The following is a 17,409-nucleotide window of genomic DNA, read 5'->3' as shown; positions in this document are numbered from 1 at the left end:
CCCGTATTGCTCAGCGTGCTGAGCGATGCTGGTGAGGTGGCCTCTGGCAGGGCGAGGACATGCTTAAGCCATCGCACCACCGGCAGGGGTAGCCGGCCGCAGCCTGTCACCGCTGGGCGGCCTGCCCTCCCGGAGCCCACTCGTTGGCGAAGGTCTCCATCTGGCGAATGACCAGGTCGACGGCGGCGCGTTCGTGGTCCGGCGGATAGTCGTAGCGGGCCAGGAGGCGGCGGATGTGGCTGCGCAGCTTGGCGCGTACCGGTTCTCGAGAGAACCAGTCCACCGTGATCGACGACTGGATCGACTTGACCAACTGCCGGGCGATCTCCGCCAGGGTGCCGACGCCCATGAGCTCCGTAGCCGCACCGTTCTGGGCAACGGCGTCGTAGAAGGCCAGTTCGGCATGGTTGAGCGGAGGGTCGAACTGCTGGCCGCGCCGGGCGTCCGCGGACACCTGCTTGGCCAGCTCGACCAGCTCGACGATCAGCTGCGCGCTGGTCAGCTGCTGACGCATGTAGCGGTTCATCAGGTCTTCGAGTTGGGCGGAGAAGCGTTCCTGACGGACCACGTTGTGCTTGGTGACCTCGCGCATCTTTCGCTCGATCAGCCGGCGCAGCGCCGCGGCGGCCAGGTGCGGGGTCTCCGAGTTCTGCAGGCGCTGCAACGCCACCCCGTTGAGCTCGGTGATGTCGAGCTTGCCGAGGCCCGCCTCCTCGTAGATGTCGGTGATGTCGGCGGCGTCGACCACCTCGGCGGCGAGCTGGGACAGGTAGCGTTCCACCTCGGCCGTGTTGGGCAGACCCTTGGCCTCTCGGTCGGCGGCCTCCTCCTTGACGATCCATACCCGGACGTCGCGGAAGTAGTGGATGTCGCCGCGCATCCGCTGGATGTCACCGGCGCGTTCGGCGAAGTCTCGGCTGGTCGCGCAGAGCGTGTAGAAGCGTTCCAGCCGGCCCGCCGCGTCGCGGAAACGCCGGTGCAGCGGCTTCGTGCCGGGTTCGACGTCGTTGCCGGGGGTCCGCGGGTTGCGCAGGAAGTTGGCGGCCTTCTTCACTGCTCGGCGCCAGCGGGTCGGGTCCTTCTCGTCGTCGAGGATCTCCCGCCACTTGACCGGGGCCAGCATGGCCTCGAGGACGGAGATCTCGTTGTGCACCTCACTGATGGCACGCTCGATCTCGCGGCCGAGGGTCTGGTCCTCCTGGTCGCTGGGCGTGTACTCGGTGAGCGCCTTGCGCAGGTTCTCGGTCAGCGGGGCGTAGCCGACCAGCAGGCCGTCCTGCTTCTCCCGGAACCGGCGGTTGACCCGGGCGAGCGCCTGCATCAGGTTGGCGCCCTTCATCGGCCGGTCCATGTAGATGGTGTGGATCGGCGGCGCGTCGTAGCCGGTGAGCAGCATCGAGTGCACGATCAGCAGTTCCAGCTCGTCGTCCGGGTCCTTGGCGCGGGCCTGGATGGTCTTCTGCTGCGACGGGCGCAGGTGGTGCGGGCGGAGTACCTCCTTGTCGCTGGGCACCCCATGGAAAACAATCTTCATCTTGCCCTTGTCGACGGCGGGGTCCGCCCAGTCGGGCCGAAGCTCCTTGAGGGCGTCGAAGACGCGGACGCAGATCTCCCGCGTCGCGCAGACCAGCATCGCCTTGCCCGGCCCGCCGAGCTGCGGCCGCATCAGCTCCCGCCGCTTCTCCCAGTGCTCGACGAGGTCCTTTGCGAGGGTCGCGACCCGGTCGGGGGCGCCGTAGACGGTGTTCATGGTGGCCGCGTACGCCTCGGCCCTGCGCCGCTCCGCGTCGTCCAGGCTGGCGGTGAGCTGCTCGACCTGCTCGTCGATGCTCTCCGGGTCGATGTCCGGCGGCAGCGACACCGGAATGATCCGCGGCTCGTGGTAGACCCGTACGGTCGCCTCGTCGTCGACGGCACGCTTGAGGTCGTACCTGTCGACTTCCTCGCCAAAGACGGCGCGGGTGTTTACCTCGGCGGTTGAGATCGGAGTGCCGGTAAAGGCGATGAACGTGGCGTGCGGCAGCGCGTCACGCAGGTGCCGGGCGTAGCCGTCCAGGCTGTCGTAGTGGCTGCGATGCGCCTCGTCGACGATCACCACGATGTTGCGCCGGCCGGAAAGGAGCGGATGGGGCCGGCCGGCGTCGCGCTCCTCTTTCGTACGCCCGAACTTCTGCAAGGTGGTGAAGATGATGCCGCCGGCGTTCCGGTTCGACAGCTTGTCCCGCAGCTCGGCGCGGGTGTCTGCCTGCTCCGGCTCCTGGCCCAGCAGCGTCTGGCTGTCGACGAACGTGTCGAAAAGTTGGTCGTCGAGGTCGGTGCGGTCGGTGAGCACCACGATGGTCGGGTTCTTCAGGGCAGGATGCCGGGCGGTCAACGCCGCCGTGCACACCATCTCCTCGGACTTGCCGGAGCCCTGGGTGTGCCAGACGACGCCCGCCTTCCCGTCGCTCTGCGATGCCCGCACGATGCACTCGACGGCCCGGACGACCGCGAAGTGCTGGTGCGCCTTCGCGATCCGCTTAGCCTTCGACGTGAAGTTGACGAAGCCGCCGGTGAGCTGCAGAAAACGCCGCTGGTGGAACAGTCCGTAGAGGGCGACGGTGAGCGCCTCCGGGCCGTCGTAGTCCGGCGAGGTGGTGTCGACGCGTTCCCCCTCGTCGTTGACGTTCCACGGCGCGAAGTGCTCGTAGGGGGTGAACGGGGTGCCGTACTTCGCGGTGACCCCGTCGGAGATCAGGCACAGCACGGCGTGCCGGAAGGCGAGCGGGAACTCCGCGAGGTATGCCTGAAGCTGGGCGTGCGCGCCCGTCAGCGTGGCGTTCTCGTCGGCGGCGTTCTTCAACTCGACGATCGCGACCGGCAGACCGTTGAGGTACAGCACGATGTCGAGCCGGCGCCGGAAGTCGCCGTCGACGATCGTGACCTGGTTGAGCGCCCGGTAGACGTTGCGGCGGGGGTCGTCCAGGTCGGCTAGGCGCACGGTGGGGGTGTGCTCTGCACCGAACGCGTCGGTGTAGGGGACCGAACGGATGCCGTGGACCAACCGCTTGTGCGCTTCCCGATTCTCGGCGAACGCCTCCCGGGAGGCCACGTCGGTGGCGGCCCGCACCGCGTCGGCGACCGCCGTGGGCGGGAGGTCGGGGTTGAGCCGCTCGATCGCGGCCCGCAGGTCCTCGACGAGCACGAGATCGGCCCAAGTCTGCCGCTGCCCCGACCCCGGCGCGAAGTCCTTCCCGGCACCCGGCTCCCACCCGAGCTCACCGAAGTGATCCAGCGCGAGCGCCTCCCAGTCCGCCTCGCTCATCCACCCGCCCGCACCCATCCCAACCCCTCCCCGTGGACCGTCTACTTACCTAAACCGCTTCTTCGACTACCTTCTCGACGTCCTTGACCCGCAACCGCTCCGACATCAACTCCGGCAGCAAAGTGTCACGCAGTTTGACCAGGTGCCGCGTTTCTGTACTTGCTGACCGAATCCTCTGGTAGACCCCGGCGGACGTCGGTTCCAGCTCGGCCAGTATTTCTGTGGACGGGATCGGCACCTCCAAGCGCCGAAGATTGGACATGCTCAACTTCGGTTGCACCGCGCCGGTGACCAGAGGACCGACACTGGTGAAATGCAGGGCTATCGACAACAGCTCCGTAGAGATCGTGGTGCCGGTCAGAACGTGTGCGTGGTTGTTCACCCAGAACTTGCCCCAGACATATTGAGTGACTGGGCGGCCCTCTGGTGTGATCACACTGCCGTCTTCGCCAACCAGCAGCCGAGCGCCCTCGAAGAGGAAGTTATCTACGTAGCCAACGACGCCCGCCGCTCCGTAGTACGGATACGGGCCGGGGCGTGCGTTGCGTTCCTGACTGGATAATGGGACCCGCTGTTTGTTGGCGAAGGTAGCCAATTCGCCCAGGACGACGTCATGGGAGCCGGCTGAAATGGCCTTCTCGTAGTGCGACCGCATCAGCTCAAGACATGTGGCGACGATGCGGTCGTTGACCGCAATCTTGTCGTTCAGAGCGCCGAGGACGTCTGTTATCGCTCGCTGCACCGCCAGCGGCGGATGAGGAACTTGGATAGCCTTTATTGTTGCAACAGGTTGAGCCAGGCCGGGCACTCCAACCGTCGATATTCCGCTGAGGAGTGCACGCTGACCAGCAGGTGAGAGGAACCAGTACAGGTAGAAATCTGAGAGTGCGAGGCTTGGGTCGAGCCGGGCCTTGACTTGACTCGTTGAGAGCACATAGCGGGGAAATCTAGGCGAGCGGGGCACCATGGCGACTTGGCCGATAATGCCCCGATGTGTGAATACCAGGTCACCCCCTCGGAGGTTGGCGCCAGGGATTTGGTTGGCTTTGCTGTCCGAGATGTAGACGAAGCCATCGTCGACAAACCGGCCTGTTCCTAGATTTACCCCTCGCACCATAGGCACGCCAGAATCAACGTAGTCCTTCGCCGTGAAGGCGGAGCCATATGGTTTCGAGATGGCGCTCTTTTCAGGAGCTGCCAAGTCTTCGAAACGGACAGTCGGCCAGTCAGACATCGAGCCTCCCAAGCTGGTCGCGGACGACTGATTCGAGGCGGGCGGACTCGTCGAAGTGGGCGTACAGCTCCTTGGTGAGGCGTTCGATGCGGTCGGCGAGCGGTTCGGCGTTCGGGTCCTCTTCGGCTTCCGCAGCGCCGACGTAGCGGCCAGGAGTCAGCACATGGTCTTGGGCGGCTACCTCGTCCAGCTTCGCCGAGTAGCAGAAGCCGGGGACGTTCTCGTACGTCTGCCCCTTAATCTTGGCGGACTTGGTGCCGCGCCAGGCGTGGTAGGTGTCGGCGATCCTGGCGATGTCGTCGTCGGTGAGGATGCGCTCGGTGCGGTCGACCATGGTGCCGAGGGCGCGGGCGTCGATGAAGAGGATCTCGTGGCGCCGGTCGGTCAGCGCCTTCGCGCCCTGCGGTGTCTTGTCCTTGGTCAGGAACCAGAGGCAGGCGGGGATCGCGGTGGTGCGGAAGAGGTTCGGCGGGAGAGCGACCATGCAGGCGACCAGGTCCCTCTCAACCATCTCACGGCGGATGTCGCCCTCGCCGGACTGCTTCGTTGACATCGAGCCGTTGGCGAGGACGACGCCCGCGCTGCCGCGGTCGCCCAGCTTGAACAGGATGTGCTGGAGCCAGGCGTAGTTGGCGTTGCTCTGCGGCGGCACACCGTAGCGCCAGCGCGGGTCGGTCTCGCGGCGGGCCCAGTCGCTCATGTTGAACGGCGGGTTGGCCATGATGAAGTCGGCTCGCCGGTCGGGGTGCTTGTCGTCGGCGAATGTGTCGGCCCAGCGGTCGCCGATCCCGACGGGGTCCATGCCGTGGATGGCGAGGTTCATTTTCGCCAGCCGCCAGGTGCGCTCGTTGGCTTCCTGGCCGTAGACGGCGATGTCGTGGGTGTGGTCGTGGCCGGCGCGGGCCTCGACGAACTTCTTGGACTGTACGAACATGCCGCCGGATCCGCAGCACGGGTCGTAGACGCGGCCCTCGTAGGGCTCCAGCACCTCGACGAGAACCCGCACCACGCTGGATGGGGTGTAGAACTCGCCGGCTCGCTTGCCCTCGGCGCGGGCGAAGCGCTCCAGGAAGTACTCGTACACCTCGCCGAGGACGTCCTGTGCCTTGCGGTCGCCGTGGCCGGTGAAGCGGGCGTCGCTGATCAGGTCGACGAGTTCCTTCAACCGCTTCTGGTCGACGTTGTCCCGGTTGAAGATCTTCGGGAGGACGCCGGTCAGCGCCCTGTTCTCCTGCATGATCGCGTCCATGGCGTTGTCGAGCAGTTCGCCGACGCCGCTCGGGGCGTTCTCTACCAGGTAGTCCCAGCGGGCGGTCTCGGGGACCCAGAAGACGTTGGCGCTGGTGTACTCGTCGCGTTCGTCGAGGAACTCGGCGCGGCGGTTCTCCGGGATGTCGGCGAGGCTGGCGGCGATCTGGTCGCGGCGCTCGGCGAACGCGTCGGAGACGTACTTGAGGAAGACTAGGCCGAGGACGAACTCCTTGTACTGTGCGGCGTCCATGGAGCCGCGCAGCTTGTCGGCGGCCTTCCACAGGATGTCCTGGATCTGCTTGGTGCTGGACACGCCGAACAGTTCGGCCTGTCCGGTGGCACGTTTGCGTGGGGGCACTATGTGTTCCGTTCTCTCGTTCAGGAGTTCGTACCGTACAGAGTCGTGAGGGTGCCGTCGGCGAAGCCGGTCACGATGAGTTCGCGCAACGTCGCCAAGAGGTCAACCTGCCGCTGCAGGAGATGCTCGCGTTCCTCCAGACGGCGCAGCACGTCGTCCAAGCGGGCCGCCTCGTCGGGGGTCAGGTCGGGGATCATGGCGTCCCGCACCCGCGGGCCCCGCACTGCAGCAGGGCTGCGTGTCATGTTGCGGGCGGTGCCCAGGAGTGCCGCCAGCACTCGGGGGGTGAGCGGGTCGCCAGAAGAGATACGCAGGCCGCTGGCGGGGAACTCGATCACCGAGAAGCCGTCGTAGTCGAGAAGGACACCGAACCGAGGAACGCTGGTGACCACGACGTCACCAGGTTCAGTAAGGGCGACCTGCGGGTACTGCGCCGCGAGGGTGAGCCGGTCCATCCAACGCCCGGAAGACTGGGCGAGTACCTCTGCCGCGCCGATGACCCGATGGTGACCCCGTGGTCCGACATGCTCGGGGTTCAGGCGGTGCCCGGTGAGGGGGCGGACCCGGCGAGCCGTTCGTAGCGCCTCGCAAGAAAGCTCTTTCGGCCTGATTCCCTCGCGCTGCACCGCTCCGGTGTTCAGGAAGCCGTTCTCCTTCCCGTAACGGATGGCCTCTTGCTCAGCGTCGGCGAGACGCCCCTCGACCTCGCCGACGAGCGCGGGGCGGTCGGCGGCCAGGCGGGCACGCAGGGTGACTGACGCCGGACCGGGCGGCCGAAGGGCGGCAGCCCGACGCAGGTCGAGGCTCTCCAGTGGGACGATTCGGCCGGTGCGCGGGTCGTGGCCGTCACTGCGGTGACCCTCGGCGCGCCAGAGAAGGATGTCCTCGGCTGCGGACTCGATAGTGGACTCTCCAAGCGCCTGACCGCTGAGGTCGACGAGTAGCAGGCGGCCCTTGGTGGTGTGGATCGGGTCCCGGGTCAGCAGCCAAAGGGCGGCGGGGTGACCTGGCCTGGCCGGGTAGACGCCGCCCGGTAGTTGCACAACTGCCTCGACGATGCCGCTGCTCAGCAGCGCGGACCGCCGTAACGCCGCTGGCCCGTCCCGTAGTTGGTCAACGAGGCTGCTGGCAGGGCCGACGACGATGGCCGTGCGGCCAGGACCGAGCAGATCGGCGATCGCTTCGACCCGGTCGAGGTCGGCGAGGGCTTCTCGACTCTCCGCCGGTTGGTAGGGGAGCCGGGTGACGATGAGGTCCGGTTCGGCGAACTCCTCGTTCAGCTCATCGGCGCGCACCTCGAACTGGAACTCGGGTAACTCGGCGAGGAGTAATTGCCGCCGCACCAGACGGGCGAGTTCCTCGTCGGCGACGAACGCGTTGACTCGCAGATTGTCGCGGTCCTGGTCGCTTACCAGCGCTGTCAGTAGGTCGCCTGCGCCTGCGTTGCCGTCGGCGATGGTGACGGCGCGATGGGCGCGCAGCCGGGTCGGCACGTCGGCCACCCGACGGATCAGGGCCACCGTCTCCGGGGTGAGTGCATCCGCTGTCAGCTCAGGCCAGCCGAGGCGGTTAGCGGAGCTGAGTAGGAACTGACAGCTGTGCCAGGGGTCGAAGGCTCCCTCGATCAGTTGCTCGACCAGTTGGGCGAGCCCGGTCGGTTCCGGGGCGTCAGCCAGCTCGTGCAGCAGAAACTCGTCATCGGGATCGAGGCGTCGAGCCAGCGGTAGAGGATCGGCTGGCAGTGCCTCGCCGGAGAGGTGGCGGAGGCAGAGCGCGGCGCCGAGGACGACGATCGTGCGTCGGCCGCCGTGCCGCCGGGCGTACGCCGCCAGCGTGTGCATGGACCGCTCGGCGCGCAGGGTATCCGGGTCGGCATGGCCGAGGCCGGTCCGGATTAGCCAAGCCACGACAGCGTCTGCAGGAAAGAGAGGTTGGCCGTGGTTGCCCGGCACGTGTGCAGGGAAGTCCGAGTGCCGCCGGCGCCAAGTGGTGACCGCAGGCTTTCTGACCCGCGCGAGCTGCGCGATCTCGCGCTGCGACATCAACTCCGCCTCCACCGCTCACCTCCTCGCTCTGGCGGTCAAGGTACGAGTCCTCAACGGTGAAAGACGACCGTGGATCTGTTATCCCGGGATAACAGTCTGTAGGGCAGTGTAGGCGACCAATCTGCGGTTCCCTCGATGCGCCAACGACATCAGGGGGTCTGATGAACGACACGCTCACGCTCTACCAGGAGCTCACCGACCGCTTTCAGCGGTCCCAGGTGCCCGGCCCGGTCAGCGACCTGGTTCTTGCCGCCTTCCACGGCGAGCAGGTTCTCGATGCCGTACTGCGAGGTGAGTCCCTTCCGCCGTCGCCCGAGCCGGGTGAGACGGGCGACGGCGCGCCGCAGGCATTCCTGGAAGAGGTCCGGGTTGCCGGCTTCCGCGGGATCGGCCAGCAGGTCACGGTTGGGCGGCTGCCCAAGACCGGGCTGACTGTGTTCGTGGGCCGTAACGGCTCCGGGAAGTCCAGCATCGCCGAGGCCGTCGAGTACGCGCTGACCGACGATTCCCTGCGCTGGGCGCAGCGCCCGCCGGCCTTCCGCGAGGGCTGGCGGAACCTGCACCACGACGGCGCATCGGAGATCCGCCTCAGCCTTCGCCTCGACTCCGGCCAGCAGGTGACGACCCACCGCACCTGGCCGGCCGGGGCCTCCGACCTGACCTCCGGGACGGTCACCACGACCATGGGCGGCGCCGCGATGCCGCCCGGTCAGGCGCCGGAGTGGATCGATCAGGCCACCAGGTACCGGCCGTTCCTTTCTGCCCGCGACCTCGAACGGGTCATCACCGCGAAGCCGACCGAGCTGTACGACGCGATCGCGCCGATCCTCGGCCTGGGCCCGCTACGCGACACCGACGCCCGGCTGCAGCAGCGGCGCAAGGTCTACGACGACCGGGCCAAGGCGCTCAAGGCGGCCTTCACCGAGCTGCGCGAACAGCTCGGCCAGGTCGACGACGAGCGTGCCCGCGACGCCCTGAGTGCGCTCGGTGCCCGTCCGCTCCGCGCAAACCTGACCCTGCTGGCTGACCTCGCCTGCGGCGACACCGCCACGTCGGAGGAACCTGCAGCGGCAGCCGCCCGGCGGCTCGCTCAGCAGGACTTGCCCGACCTGGGTGGGGCGCTGGTTGCCCTCGCCGAGTCTGCGGCGGCGATGCGTGAGGCGACCGCGACCGACAGCGGCGCCGCGGATCGAAGCGCTCGGCTGCTGCGGGCCGCGCTCGACGTGCACCACGATCGTGGGAACGGCCCTTGCCCGGTGTGCCGCGTCGGGACCCTGGACCAGGACTGGCGTACGCAGGCCGAGGAGGAACTCGCCACGATCGCCGCGGTCGCCGTCGCGGCACGCGCGGCCCAGCAGGCTTACGCGCACGCCCGGCGTACGGTCGACGGGCTGCTCGGTGACATCCACCGGCTGCTGGAACCGGCCGCTGCGGCGCTGGCGCCCCACATCCCCGAGGAGAGCGCGGCGATGCGCGAAGCTCTCGCCGGGCTCGGCCCCGATCGGGCCGCTTGGGACAGTGTCGTCGCGGCGTACACCACCCTCGTGAAGGCGGCGGCCGGCTGGCTCGCCCAGCGTCACGACGCCTGGCGCGAGCCCGGCGCCGCGATCCGCCGGTGGGTCGACGCCGCGGCCATGGTCCGCGCCGAGGCCCCGGCCCTGGCTCTGCTCACCAAGGCTCGTGCGGCTCTCGACACCGCCGAGAAGGCGATCCGTGCCGACCGACTGGGCAGCTTCGCCGCGCAGTCGGACCGGATCTGGCAGAAGCTGCGGCAGGAGAGCAACGTCGAGCTGCGCCGGCTGCGGATGGAAGGGGTGAACAACACCCGCCGGGTCCTGTTCCCCGTAGCCGCCGACGGCGTCGAGACCAGCGCGCTCGCGGTGATGAGCCAGGGTGAGCTGCACGCCCTCGGCCTTGCGGTCTTCCTGCCCCGTGCCTGCGCCGACACCAGCCCGTACCGATTCGTGATCATCGACGACCCGGTGCAGAGCATGGATCCCACCAAGATCGACGGCTTGGCCGAGGTGTTGCGGGAGGTCGCCCTGACCCGGCAGGTCATCGTGTTCACCCACGACGACCGGCTGCCGGAAGCGATCCGCCGCCTAGACATCGAGGCCGACGTCCGGGAGGTCACTCGCCGCCAGGGCTCGATCGTCGAGGTCCGCAAGGTCTGCGACCCAGCGGACCGCTACCTCGACGATGCCCGCGCCCTGGTCGCCGCGGACATCGCGGACGAGGCGAAGTACCTGATGGTCGCCGGGTTCTGTCGGTCCGCGATCGAGTCGGTGAGCATGGATCGCTACCGGGCCGCCGAGCATCGGCGCGGCTCGCCCTACCAGCAGATCCAGGAAGGGCTCAGCCGGGCCCACACCGTCAAGGACCGGCTCAGCCTCGGGCTCTTCGGCCGCCTCGTACCCCGACCGGAGCTCTTCGCTCGTCTCGACCGTGACTACGGCACGCAGGCCACCCGGACGGTCAAAGCGGTGGCGGATGCGGTCCACGGCCACCGGAGCATGCCCGTCCGGGCGATGGTCGCCAACACCGCTGCGCTCGTGGGGCGGTTGCGATGACGACGTCCCTGTACCTCGCCACCGCCGAACGGATGCTCAGCAGCGTCATCCGAGGCACCCGTGGAGCCTGGCCCCGTGCGTGCGCGTGGCTGCTTCGCCACGAACTGGAAGCAGCGATGGACCGGTACTGGGCTCGCGTCTGCCCCGAGATCGGACGGACCCGGGTGCAGCGGCCGAAGCTGCTGCTGCTCGCCCACTACGCCGGCCCCGACCTTGGGCGCCGGGCCAGCTACCTGTGGTGGGCGCTGTCTCGGGCCGGTCACCACCACCACTACGAACTCGGCGTCACCGCAGCCGAGCTGACCCGGCTCCGCGCCGAACTCGTTGACATCGTCGCGCTCCTTGACCACTCGGAGGCACCCACATGCTGAAGCGAGATCAGGCCATGCTGATCCTCGGCGTTGAGGCGTTGGCCATTGTCGGCGTCGTCTACTACCTCGTCACGCTCGACCTCATCAGCCTTGCCTGGTCGGCGTCGATCGCGATCGCCATCCCGGCCTGGCTGCTCGCCGTGAAGGCCCCGACGACGTGCGGCGTGACCACCCAGAAGGGCGGCCGGTGCGGACGGAAGGTCAACGGGGTGATCTTCGGCTGCGGCCGGTCGAACCACACCTGGGCCAAGTTCTTCGCCCGCTTCGGCTGGCGTCGTCAGCCTGACCCGACCGTTCGGCGGAGCCGGTCCACCGAGGCTGCAGAGGTCGCCGAGATAGTGACCGTGAAGATCGCCGAGGACTGGAAGAGCACCGTGGCTTTCTGGCTCGCCCTCACCGCGACGACGTGCGCCCTGGTCAGCGCCACCATCGATGCCACCAACTTTCTCCGTGCGCAGGAGTCGCCGAAGCCGCCGGTCGCCGTCTCTCGTTGAGCCTGACTTTCTCCATCGGTAAATCCGAATATCAAGTCGCGGCGAGGATCTCCCGCTACGGCCTCTCCCGCGCCGCATAGCACCTGTTCGAGCTGGCCTTCAGCCACGTCAAGCTGCACCCCGGCACTACAACATCTCGGCCTGCCCGATGTGCTGACAAGGCCCGACGGTACCGAGGCAGGGAAGTGAAGGTTGCTGAGTGGGGTCCTTCCGATGACGTCGGTGTCGGAAATCTGATGCATAGATGAACGTGTCTTGCGCCCTATCCTGGAGGGCTTTGCCTCGGGCCGACGGCCCGGCGGATCAGCACTGGTGTACGTCGACCGACTTGGAGACGAGATGCTGTTGACCCAACCGGATGTGCTCCACCTCGTCCAACAGGCCGCCGGCCGGTGGGCAGACCAACTGATCGACTTCGGCCCGCGCAACACGCTGCTCTACTTCAAGGAGCGACAGACCACCACTCTCGATCTCGCCGAGGCGGCCCCAGGCGCTGTCGCCGATCTGCTCCAGGGGCAGAAGGTTCGCCTACGGACGCTGTTCCCGGACCAGGACCGGCACACCACCGCCTGCAACACTGCCCGCAGCCTCCGCCGGAAGCTGGTCGAGCTGGAGGAGGAGCAGGGCATCCAGGCTGGTTGGGTGACCCGCGGTCTGCTCTGCATGGTCGGTCCGTACACCCGCGGCTCCGTGCCGATGCAACCGCTGCGGGCGCCGTTGATCCTGCAGCAGCTTGCGCTGGACAGCAGGACGGCAACCGAGAATGACTTCACGCTGGAGCTATCGGAGTCACCCGAGATCAATCCCGTACTCCTGTACGCGCTGGAACGGCAGTACGGCGTGGAGGCGGACATCAGCGTCCTCGGCGAGAAGCTGAGCGCGATGCTGTCCGAGATCGCTGATCCGGACCAGCAGCTCAGTGCCGCTTACGAGCTGATCGCCGAGGCAGCCGCTCCCAGCGGCCTGTCTCTCCGGCTCGAGCCCGCAGTTGTTGCCGGCGTCTTCAGCTTCGACAAGCTCGCCATGGTCAAGGATCTGCGTAACTCGGCCGAGCTGCTGGCGTCGCATCCGGTGATCGGTGCAATGGCGGGCGACCGCGACGCTCGGCAACAGCTGCGCACGGAGCAGGCTCAGGGGTCCAGCTCCAGTGCTGATCGGATCGATCCGGCGAAGGAGTTCCTGGTCCACGACGCGGACTCGTCTCAGCAATCGGCGGTCGACGCGGTGTTGTCCGGTCGACATGTGGTCATCGAGGGTCCACCCGGCACGGGGAAGAGTCAGACGATTGCGAACATCATCGCGTACATGGCCGCGATGGGTCGCAGCGTGCTGTTCGTCTCCGAGAAGCGGGCTGCCATCGAAGCGGTGATGAACCGCCTTGGCGACGTCGGGCTCGACAACCTGGTGTTCGACCTGCACGACCGCAAGATCAGCAAGCGGCAGGTCGCCCAGCGCATCGCCAATGTCCTCACTCAAGCTGGCGCTGAACCACCCGTCGACACCGACGATCTGCACCGCCGCCTGCACAGCCGCCGGGCCGCGGCGAAACGGCACCCGGCCGAGCTGCACGAAGTACGGCAACCCTGGGCGGTGAGTGCGTTTCGGGTTATCGATCAGCTCCTCGCGCTTCCGACTCTCGATGTCAGCGGCTATAACCTGCGCGCCTCCGAGCTGCGAAACCTTGACCGGTCAAGGCTTGAGTCCGCGCGGGAGGACCTTCGGACGTTCGTGGATCGTGGCGGCCTGAGGATCTGGCGCGGGGAGTCGCCGTGGGCGAAGGCCGCCATCCGCACTCCAGACGATGTCGGCAAGGTGCTGGTGCATCTCGACGAACTCGCGGCCGGCGCCCTGCAGGGCGCACAGCGCCAGATCCGGAACTTGGTCGACCGCGCGGGGCTGGACGTGCCGGACGACCTCGCTGCGTGGAAGGATCTGTTCGACCTGCTCAGCGAGGTCGACCGCACCATCGCCAGCTACGGCGAGCAGGTCTTCGGCCCGGATCTGGACGACTTCGTCTACGCGACAGCACCAGGGCGATCCCGGCCGCGCCGCTCGGAGCCGCTCGGGATCTTCCGCCGGTTCCAACTGCGCCGCGAGCTGCGACGGACCTGTCCGGCCCCTCCCAAGAGCCGATCCGAGATGTATCAGGGCCTGGTCGCCGCAGTGGACCAGCGCGAGCGGTGGCGGAAGCTCAGCCGTCAGGACAGCGCACCCACTGCTCTGGCGGACGCCGACCTGTGCATGTCGTCCTTCACACAGGTGCGTAACCACCTCGCTGCGGTGGCGGCATGTGCCCGGATCGACGGCCTTGAGCGTGGAACCACGACCACCGCGGCCAACACGCTCGACGAGTTGAACGCCGACCGCGAGACGTTGTTCCTGATGCCCGACCTGAACAAACAGCAGCAGCTGTTCCGCTCGTTGGGGCTGAGCCACATGCTCGATGACCTGGCCCACCGGCAGGTCTCAAGCGACGAGGCGGCCGACACCCTGTTGCGCTCCTGGTTGCAGGTTGTCCTCGACGAGATGCGCGTGCGGGTCCCGTACCTCGGTCAGTTCGTCGGGCAGCAGCACGCCGCGGTGGTCCAGGACTTCCGCGCTGCGGACAGCCGGCACATCGAGATGGCCGCCCGGCACGTGCGCCGCAACGTGGCAGTGAACCTGCGGAAGGCCCGAGACGCTCATCCCGACCAGAACGGCCTCGTCCGGCGGGAGGCGGCCAAGAAGAGCCGGCACCTCTCTCTCCGGAAGCTGCTCAGCAGCGCACCGGAGGTGCTCCTCGCCGCGTTCCCGTGCTGGGCCATGTCACCACTGGTGGTCAGCCGCATCCTGCCGCCCGAGCGGTCGTTCGACGTGGTGATCTTTGACGAGGCGAGCCAGATCGAGCCGCACGACGCTGTCGCCTCGATCATGCGGGGCGCCCAGCTCGTCGTGGCCGGCGACCCGAAGCAGCTCCCACCCACGCCGTTCTTCCGGCGCCTCGTTCAGCAGAGCCCGGCTGGAGAAGACGATGATCTCGGCGACGAGAGCCTTGAGGACTACGAGTCCGTTCTTGACGTCCTCGGTGGCCTCATCTCGGACCGGTACCGCTTGACCTGGCACTACCGCAGCCGAGACGAGCGCCTGATCGCGTTCTCGAACGTCGAGATCTACAACCGGTCCCTCGTCACGTTCCCCGGCGTGCAGGTCGACAGCCCGCTGCGCTTGGAGACGGTGGATGGCCGTGTCGCCCCCGGGCAGAGCGGCTCATCAACGGAGGAGGTCAACCGGGCGGTCGAGCTGATTCTCGAGCACGCCGAGCAGCGACCGAACGAGAGCCTCGGCGTCATCACGATGGGGCAGAAGCACGCCCTGCGGATCGAGGCGACCCTGCGCAGCCGACGCCGAGAGCATGAGCACCTCGACGACTTCTTCTCCCAGGACCGGGCCGCGAGCCAGCGGTTCTTCATCAAGAGCCTGGAGAACGTCCAGGGTGACGAGCGGGACGCCATCATCCTGAGTATCGGCTACGCCAAGACCAGAGACGGTCGACTTCCGCTGCGCTTCGGCCCGCTCAACCAGGAGGGTGGTGAGCGGCGCCTCAACGTCGCGGTCACCCGAGCGCGGAGTCGGATGACCGTGGTGAGCGCCTTCTCCCACCACGACATGGACCCGAACCAGACCGCGGCGACCCGGAACCGCGGGCCCGAACTGCTCCGCCGCTACCTCGAGTTCGTCGACCTCGGCGGCGACCTGGGCGCGCGACAGCACACCGGGGTCGAGCTCAACGGCCTCGAACGCAGCGTCCTGAAGGCTCTCCAGCAGCAGGGCATCAACGCCGTGCCGCAGTGGGGCGTGTCCGGCTACCGTATCGACCTGGCCCTCGCCCACCCGGATCAGCCCGGCCGCATGGTCCTCGCTGTGGAGACCGACGGTCACTCGTACCACCAGGCACACAGCGCCCGGGATCGGGACCGGCTGCGCCAGCAGCACCTCGAGCGCCTCGGGTGGGAGTTCCACCGGATCTGGTCGACCGACTGGTACGTGGATCCTGCAGGCCAGACAGCCCGACTCGTCGCCCGCTGGAAGCAGGCGGTCGACCGCGCCAACCACGCCGCGAGGAGCCACCCCGTACCGCCGGCACGCCGGCCCGCCGAGCCATCGACGCCGCCGGCGACCCGCCGTGGCCCCCGCCCCGACGTGCCGATCGGTCTGCGGATCACCGAATACACGCGGGATCAGCTGGTACAAATCTGCACCTGGCTGGTGAGCGACCAGCTTCAGCGTGATCGGGATGAGCGCCTCCAGGAGGCCATGAGCGAACTTGGCTTCCGCAAGCGCGGCTCGATCATCCTCCAGCGCCTGACCGAAGCACTCGACATCGCGCAGCAGCGCGCCGACCGGGAGGTGTCCCGATGATTGCCCTCGACCCGCTCACTCTGGAACGCGTCGCCCGCCTGATCTGCGACGTCGATGGTCCCTACGAGCGGACCGGTACGCAGGTCGAGCGGTTCCTGCACCGGGTCCGGTGGCCTGGAGATCCGCAGTACGACGGCTCTCCGCGGATCCCCTGGCTGACAGAGGTACTCAGTTCCCGTGCCGATGATGCCGCCGCACTCGACCGGCTGCTCTGTCGCATCGGTGACCCGCTGGAGTACGACGGCGGCGTCGAGGCCGCCGAACCGATCGCGCAAGAGCTGAACCGCCTTCTGGCTCCCGAGCAGCTCACCATCACCTACGTCGGCGGGCGCCCTGTGCTCGGTCAGATCAGCCAGAGCAGCGACGTTCCCCTCTACGGGCCGCCGCCGGACCTCCACGAGCGGGTGCGACGACTATCCCCCGACAGCAAGGCGGTCGACATCCTCATGGCCCGCGCCGACGAAGCGTCGATCTGCCAGAACAACGGGGCCTACGCACTGGCGATCATCGGCATCGGCAGCTTCGTCGAAGGGCTGCTGCACGTCGTGGTGACTGATCGCGACGAGACCGTGCGCAGAAACGGCCTGGTCGGCCGGGGCGGTCGACGGACTCCGGCCGAACGAGCGGGCCTTCACCTGCTCCTCGAGTACGCGCATCGGAAGAAGTGGGTCCAGACCGACGCCAAGGACTTCATGGAGAAGGTCCGGGACTACCGCAACTTCGTCCACCCCCGTCACCAGATCGACTACGGGCTCGTGCCCGACCTGGACACGGTGCGGATGTGCTGGGCGCCTGTACACGCGCTCCTCAATGACCTGGAATCCGCACCATGATCAACAGCTCATCTCGGTGACCAGCAAGCAATCGTATTGACCTCTCCTTGTCCAGATGCCGACCTCGACACCGCCGCCTGCTACTCCAGCTTCGGAACCAAGACCAGGTGCTGGAGTAGCAGGCGGAGGTCAGCGAGGCCGCATCGAGCGAGAGCGGCGACGCGTTCGGCGGAGCCTCTCGCCTGTAACCCCTCGGGACGGCGCAAATGCTCGGTTTCAGGTCTGTGTTCACGACTCACCGCGAACGGAACCATCTGCAGCCACTGGTACGGGAACAACTCGACCGTTGGATCGCGGGCCCCAAGGGCTGGGATCCGTCCGCGCTTCAGGAGAATCGGTGGGCGACCATCGGCGACAACGTCAGGGCCCTCCTACTGCAGCACGAGGGGCAGGATGGATCGACGTCAACGCGCGTACGGATCGCCGAAACGAAGCCGGACGGGCAGTGGATCATCCAACTGACCGTACATACGCCCAACGCGAGAGAGCGGGCGGCTTGGGCCTGGATTGACATCGAATCCCCCGACCCCGACAGCGAGGACCCACGCAGC

At 67.6% G+C, this 17,409-nt stretch carries 9 protein-coding genes and 1 pseudogene; 6 read left to right on the top strand and 4 right to left on the bottom strand.

Annotation, left to right across the window (positions count from 1 at the left end; all coding sequences use genetic code 11):
• Positions 1 to 106: 106 nt before the first annotated feature.
• From F6X68_RS11895 to F6X68_RS11880, 4 genes are read right to left on the bottom strand one after another with little or no spacing between them, the layout of a single operon-like run.
• The gene (locus tag F6X68_RS11895; RefSeq protein WP_225852155.1) at positions 107 to 3,304 is read right to left on the bottom strand and encodes a type I restriction endonuclease subunit R; all 3,198 of its coding nucleotides are present in this window, start codon (positions 3,302 to 3,304) and stop codon (positions 107 to 109) included.
• Positions 3,305 to 3,353: 49 nt separating this feature from the next.
• Positions 3,354 to 4,538 carry a restriction endonuclease subunit S gene (locus tag F6X68_RS11890; protein ID WP_151454327.1) on the bottom strand — a complete coding sequence of 395 codons (1,185 nt, stop codon included), beginning with the start codon at positions 4,536 to 4,538 and terminating at the stop codon, positions 3,354 to 3,356.
• Positions 4,531 to 6,147, bottom strand: coding sequence for a class I SAM-dependent DNA methyltransferase (locus F6X68_RS11885; protein WP_151454326.1), 1,617 nt, complete (start codon positions 6,145 to 6,147; stop codon positions 4,531 to 4,533). The genes F6X68_RS11890 and F6X68_RS11885 overlap by 8 nt, the downstream gene beginning before the upstream one ends.
• A 20-nt stretch (positions 6,148 to 6,167) precedes the next feature.
• Positions 6,168 to 8,204: an SAM-dependent DNA methyltransferase gene (locus F6X68_RS11880; protein ID WP_151454325.1), complete on the bottom strand. Its 2,037-nt coding sequence runs from the start codon at positions 8,202 to 8,204 to the stop codon at positions 6,168 to 6,170.
• Between the two features lie 149 nt (positions 8,205 to 8,353).
• Between F6X68_RS11880 and F6X68_RS11875 the strand changes: the two genes are divergently transcribed.
• The 6 genes and pseudogenes from F6X68_RS11875 to F6X68_RS34190 form a co-directional block, all read left to right on the top strand.
• Positions 8,354 to 10,762: an AAA family ATPase gene (locus tag F6X68_RS11875; protein WP_151454324.1), complete on the top strand. Its 2,409-nt coding sequence runs from the start codon at positions 8,354 to 8,356 to the stop codon at positions 10,760 to 10,762.
• Positions 10,759 to 11,133 carry a hypothetical protein gene (locus F6X68_RS11870; RefSeq protein WP_151454323.1) on the top strand — a complete coding sequence of 125 codons (375 nt, stop codon included), beginning with the start codon at positions 10,759 to 10,761 and terminating at the stop codon, positions 11,131 to 11,133. The genes F6X68_RS11875 and F6X68_RS11870 overlap by 4 nt, the downstream gene beginning before the upstream one ends.
• A complete protein-coding gene (locus F6X68_RS11865; protein WP_151454322.1) occupies positions 11,127 to 11,627 on the top strand; it encodes a hypothetical protein in 501 nt (166 codons plus the stop codon). Before F6X68_RS11870 ends, F6X68_RS11865 begins: the two co-directional genes overlap by 7 nt.
• 339 nt (positions 11,628 to 11,966) lie before the next feature.
• Positions 11,967 to 16,025 carry an AAA domain-containing protein gene (locus F6X68_RS11860; RefSeq protein WP_151454321.1) on the top strand — a complete coding sequence of 1,353 codons (4,059 nt, stop codon included), beginning with the start codon at positions 11,967 to 11,969 and terminating at the stop codon, positions 16,023 to 16,025.
• Positions 16,022 to 16,858 carry a hypothetical protein gene (locus F6X68_RS11855; protein WP_151454320.1) on the top strand — a complete coding sequence of 279 codons (837 nt, stop codon included), beginning with the start codon at positions 16,022 to 16,024 and terminating at the stop codon, positions 16,856 to 16,858. Before F6X68_RS11860 ends, F6X68_RS11855 begins: the two co-directional genes overlap by 4 nt.
• A gap of 206 nt (positions 16,859 to 17,064) precedes the next feature.
• A pseudogene (locus F6X68_RS34190) lies at positions 17,065 to 17,409 on the top strand (hypothetical protein); the annotation flags it as partial.

It is taken from the genome of Micromonospora sp. AMSO12t (assembly GCF_008806585.1).
Taxonomy (GTDB): Bacteria; Actinomycetota; Actinomycetes; order Mycobacteriales; family Micromonosporaceae; genus Micromonospora; species Micromonospora reichwaldensis.
This window is presented reverse-complemented; position numbering and strand designations above follow the sequence as displayed.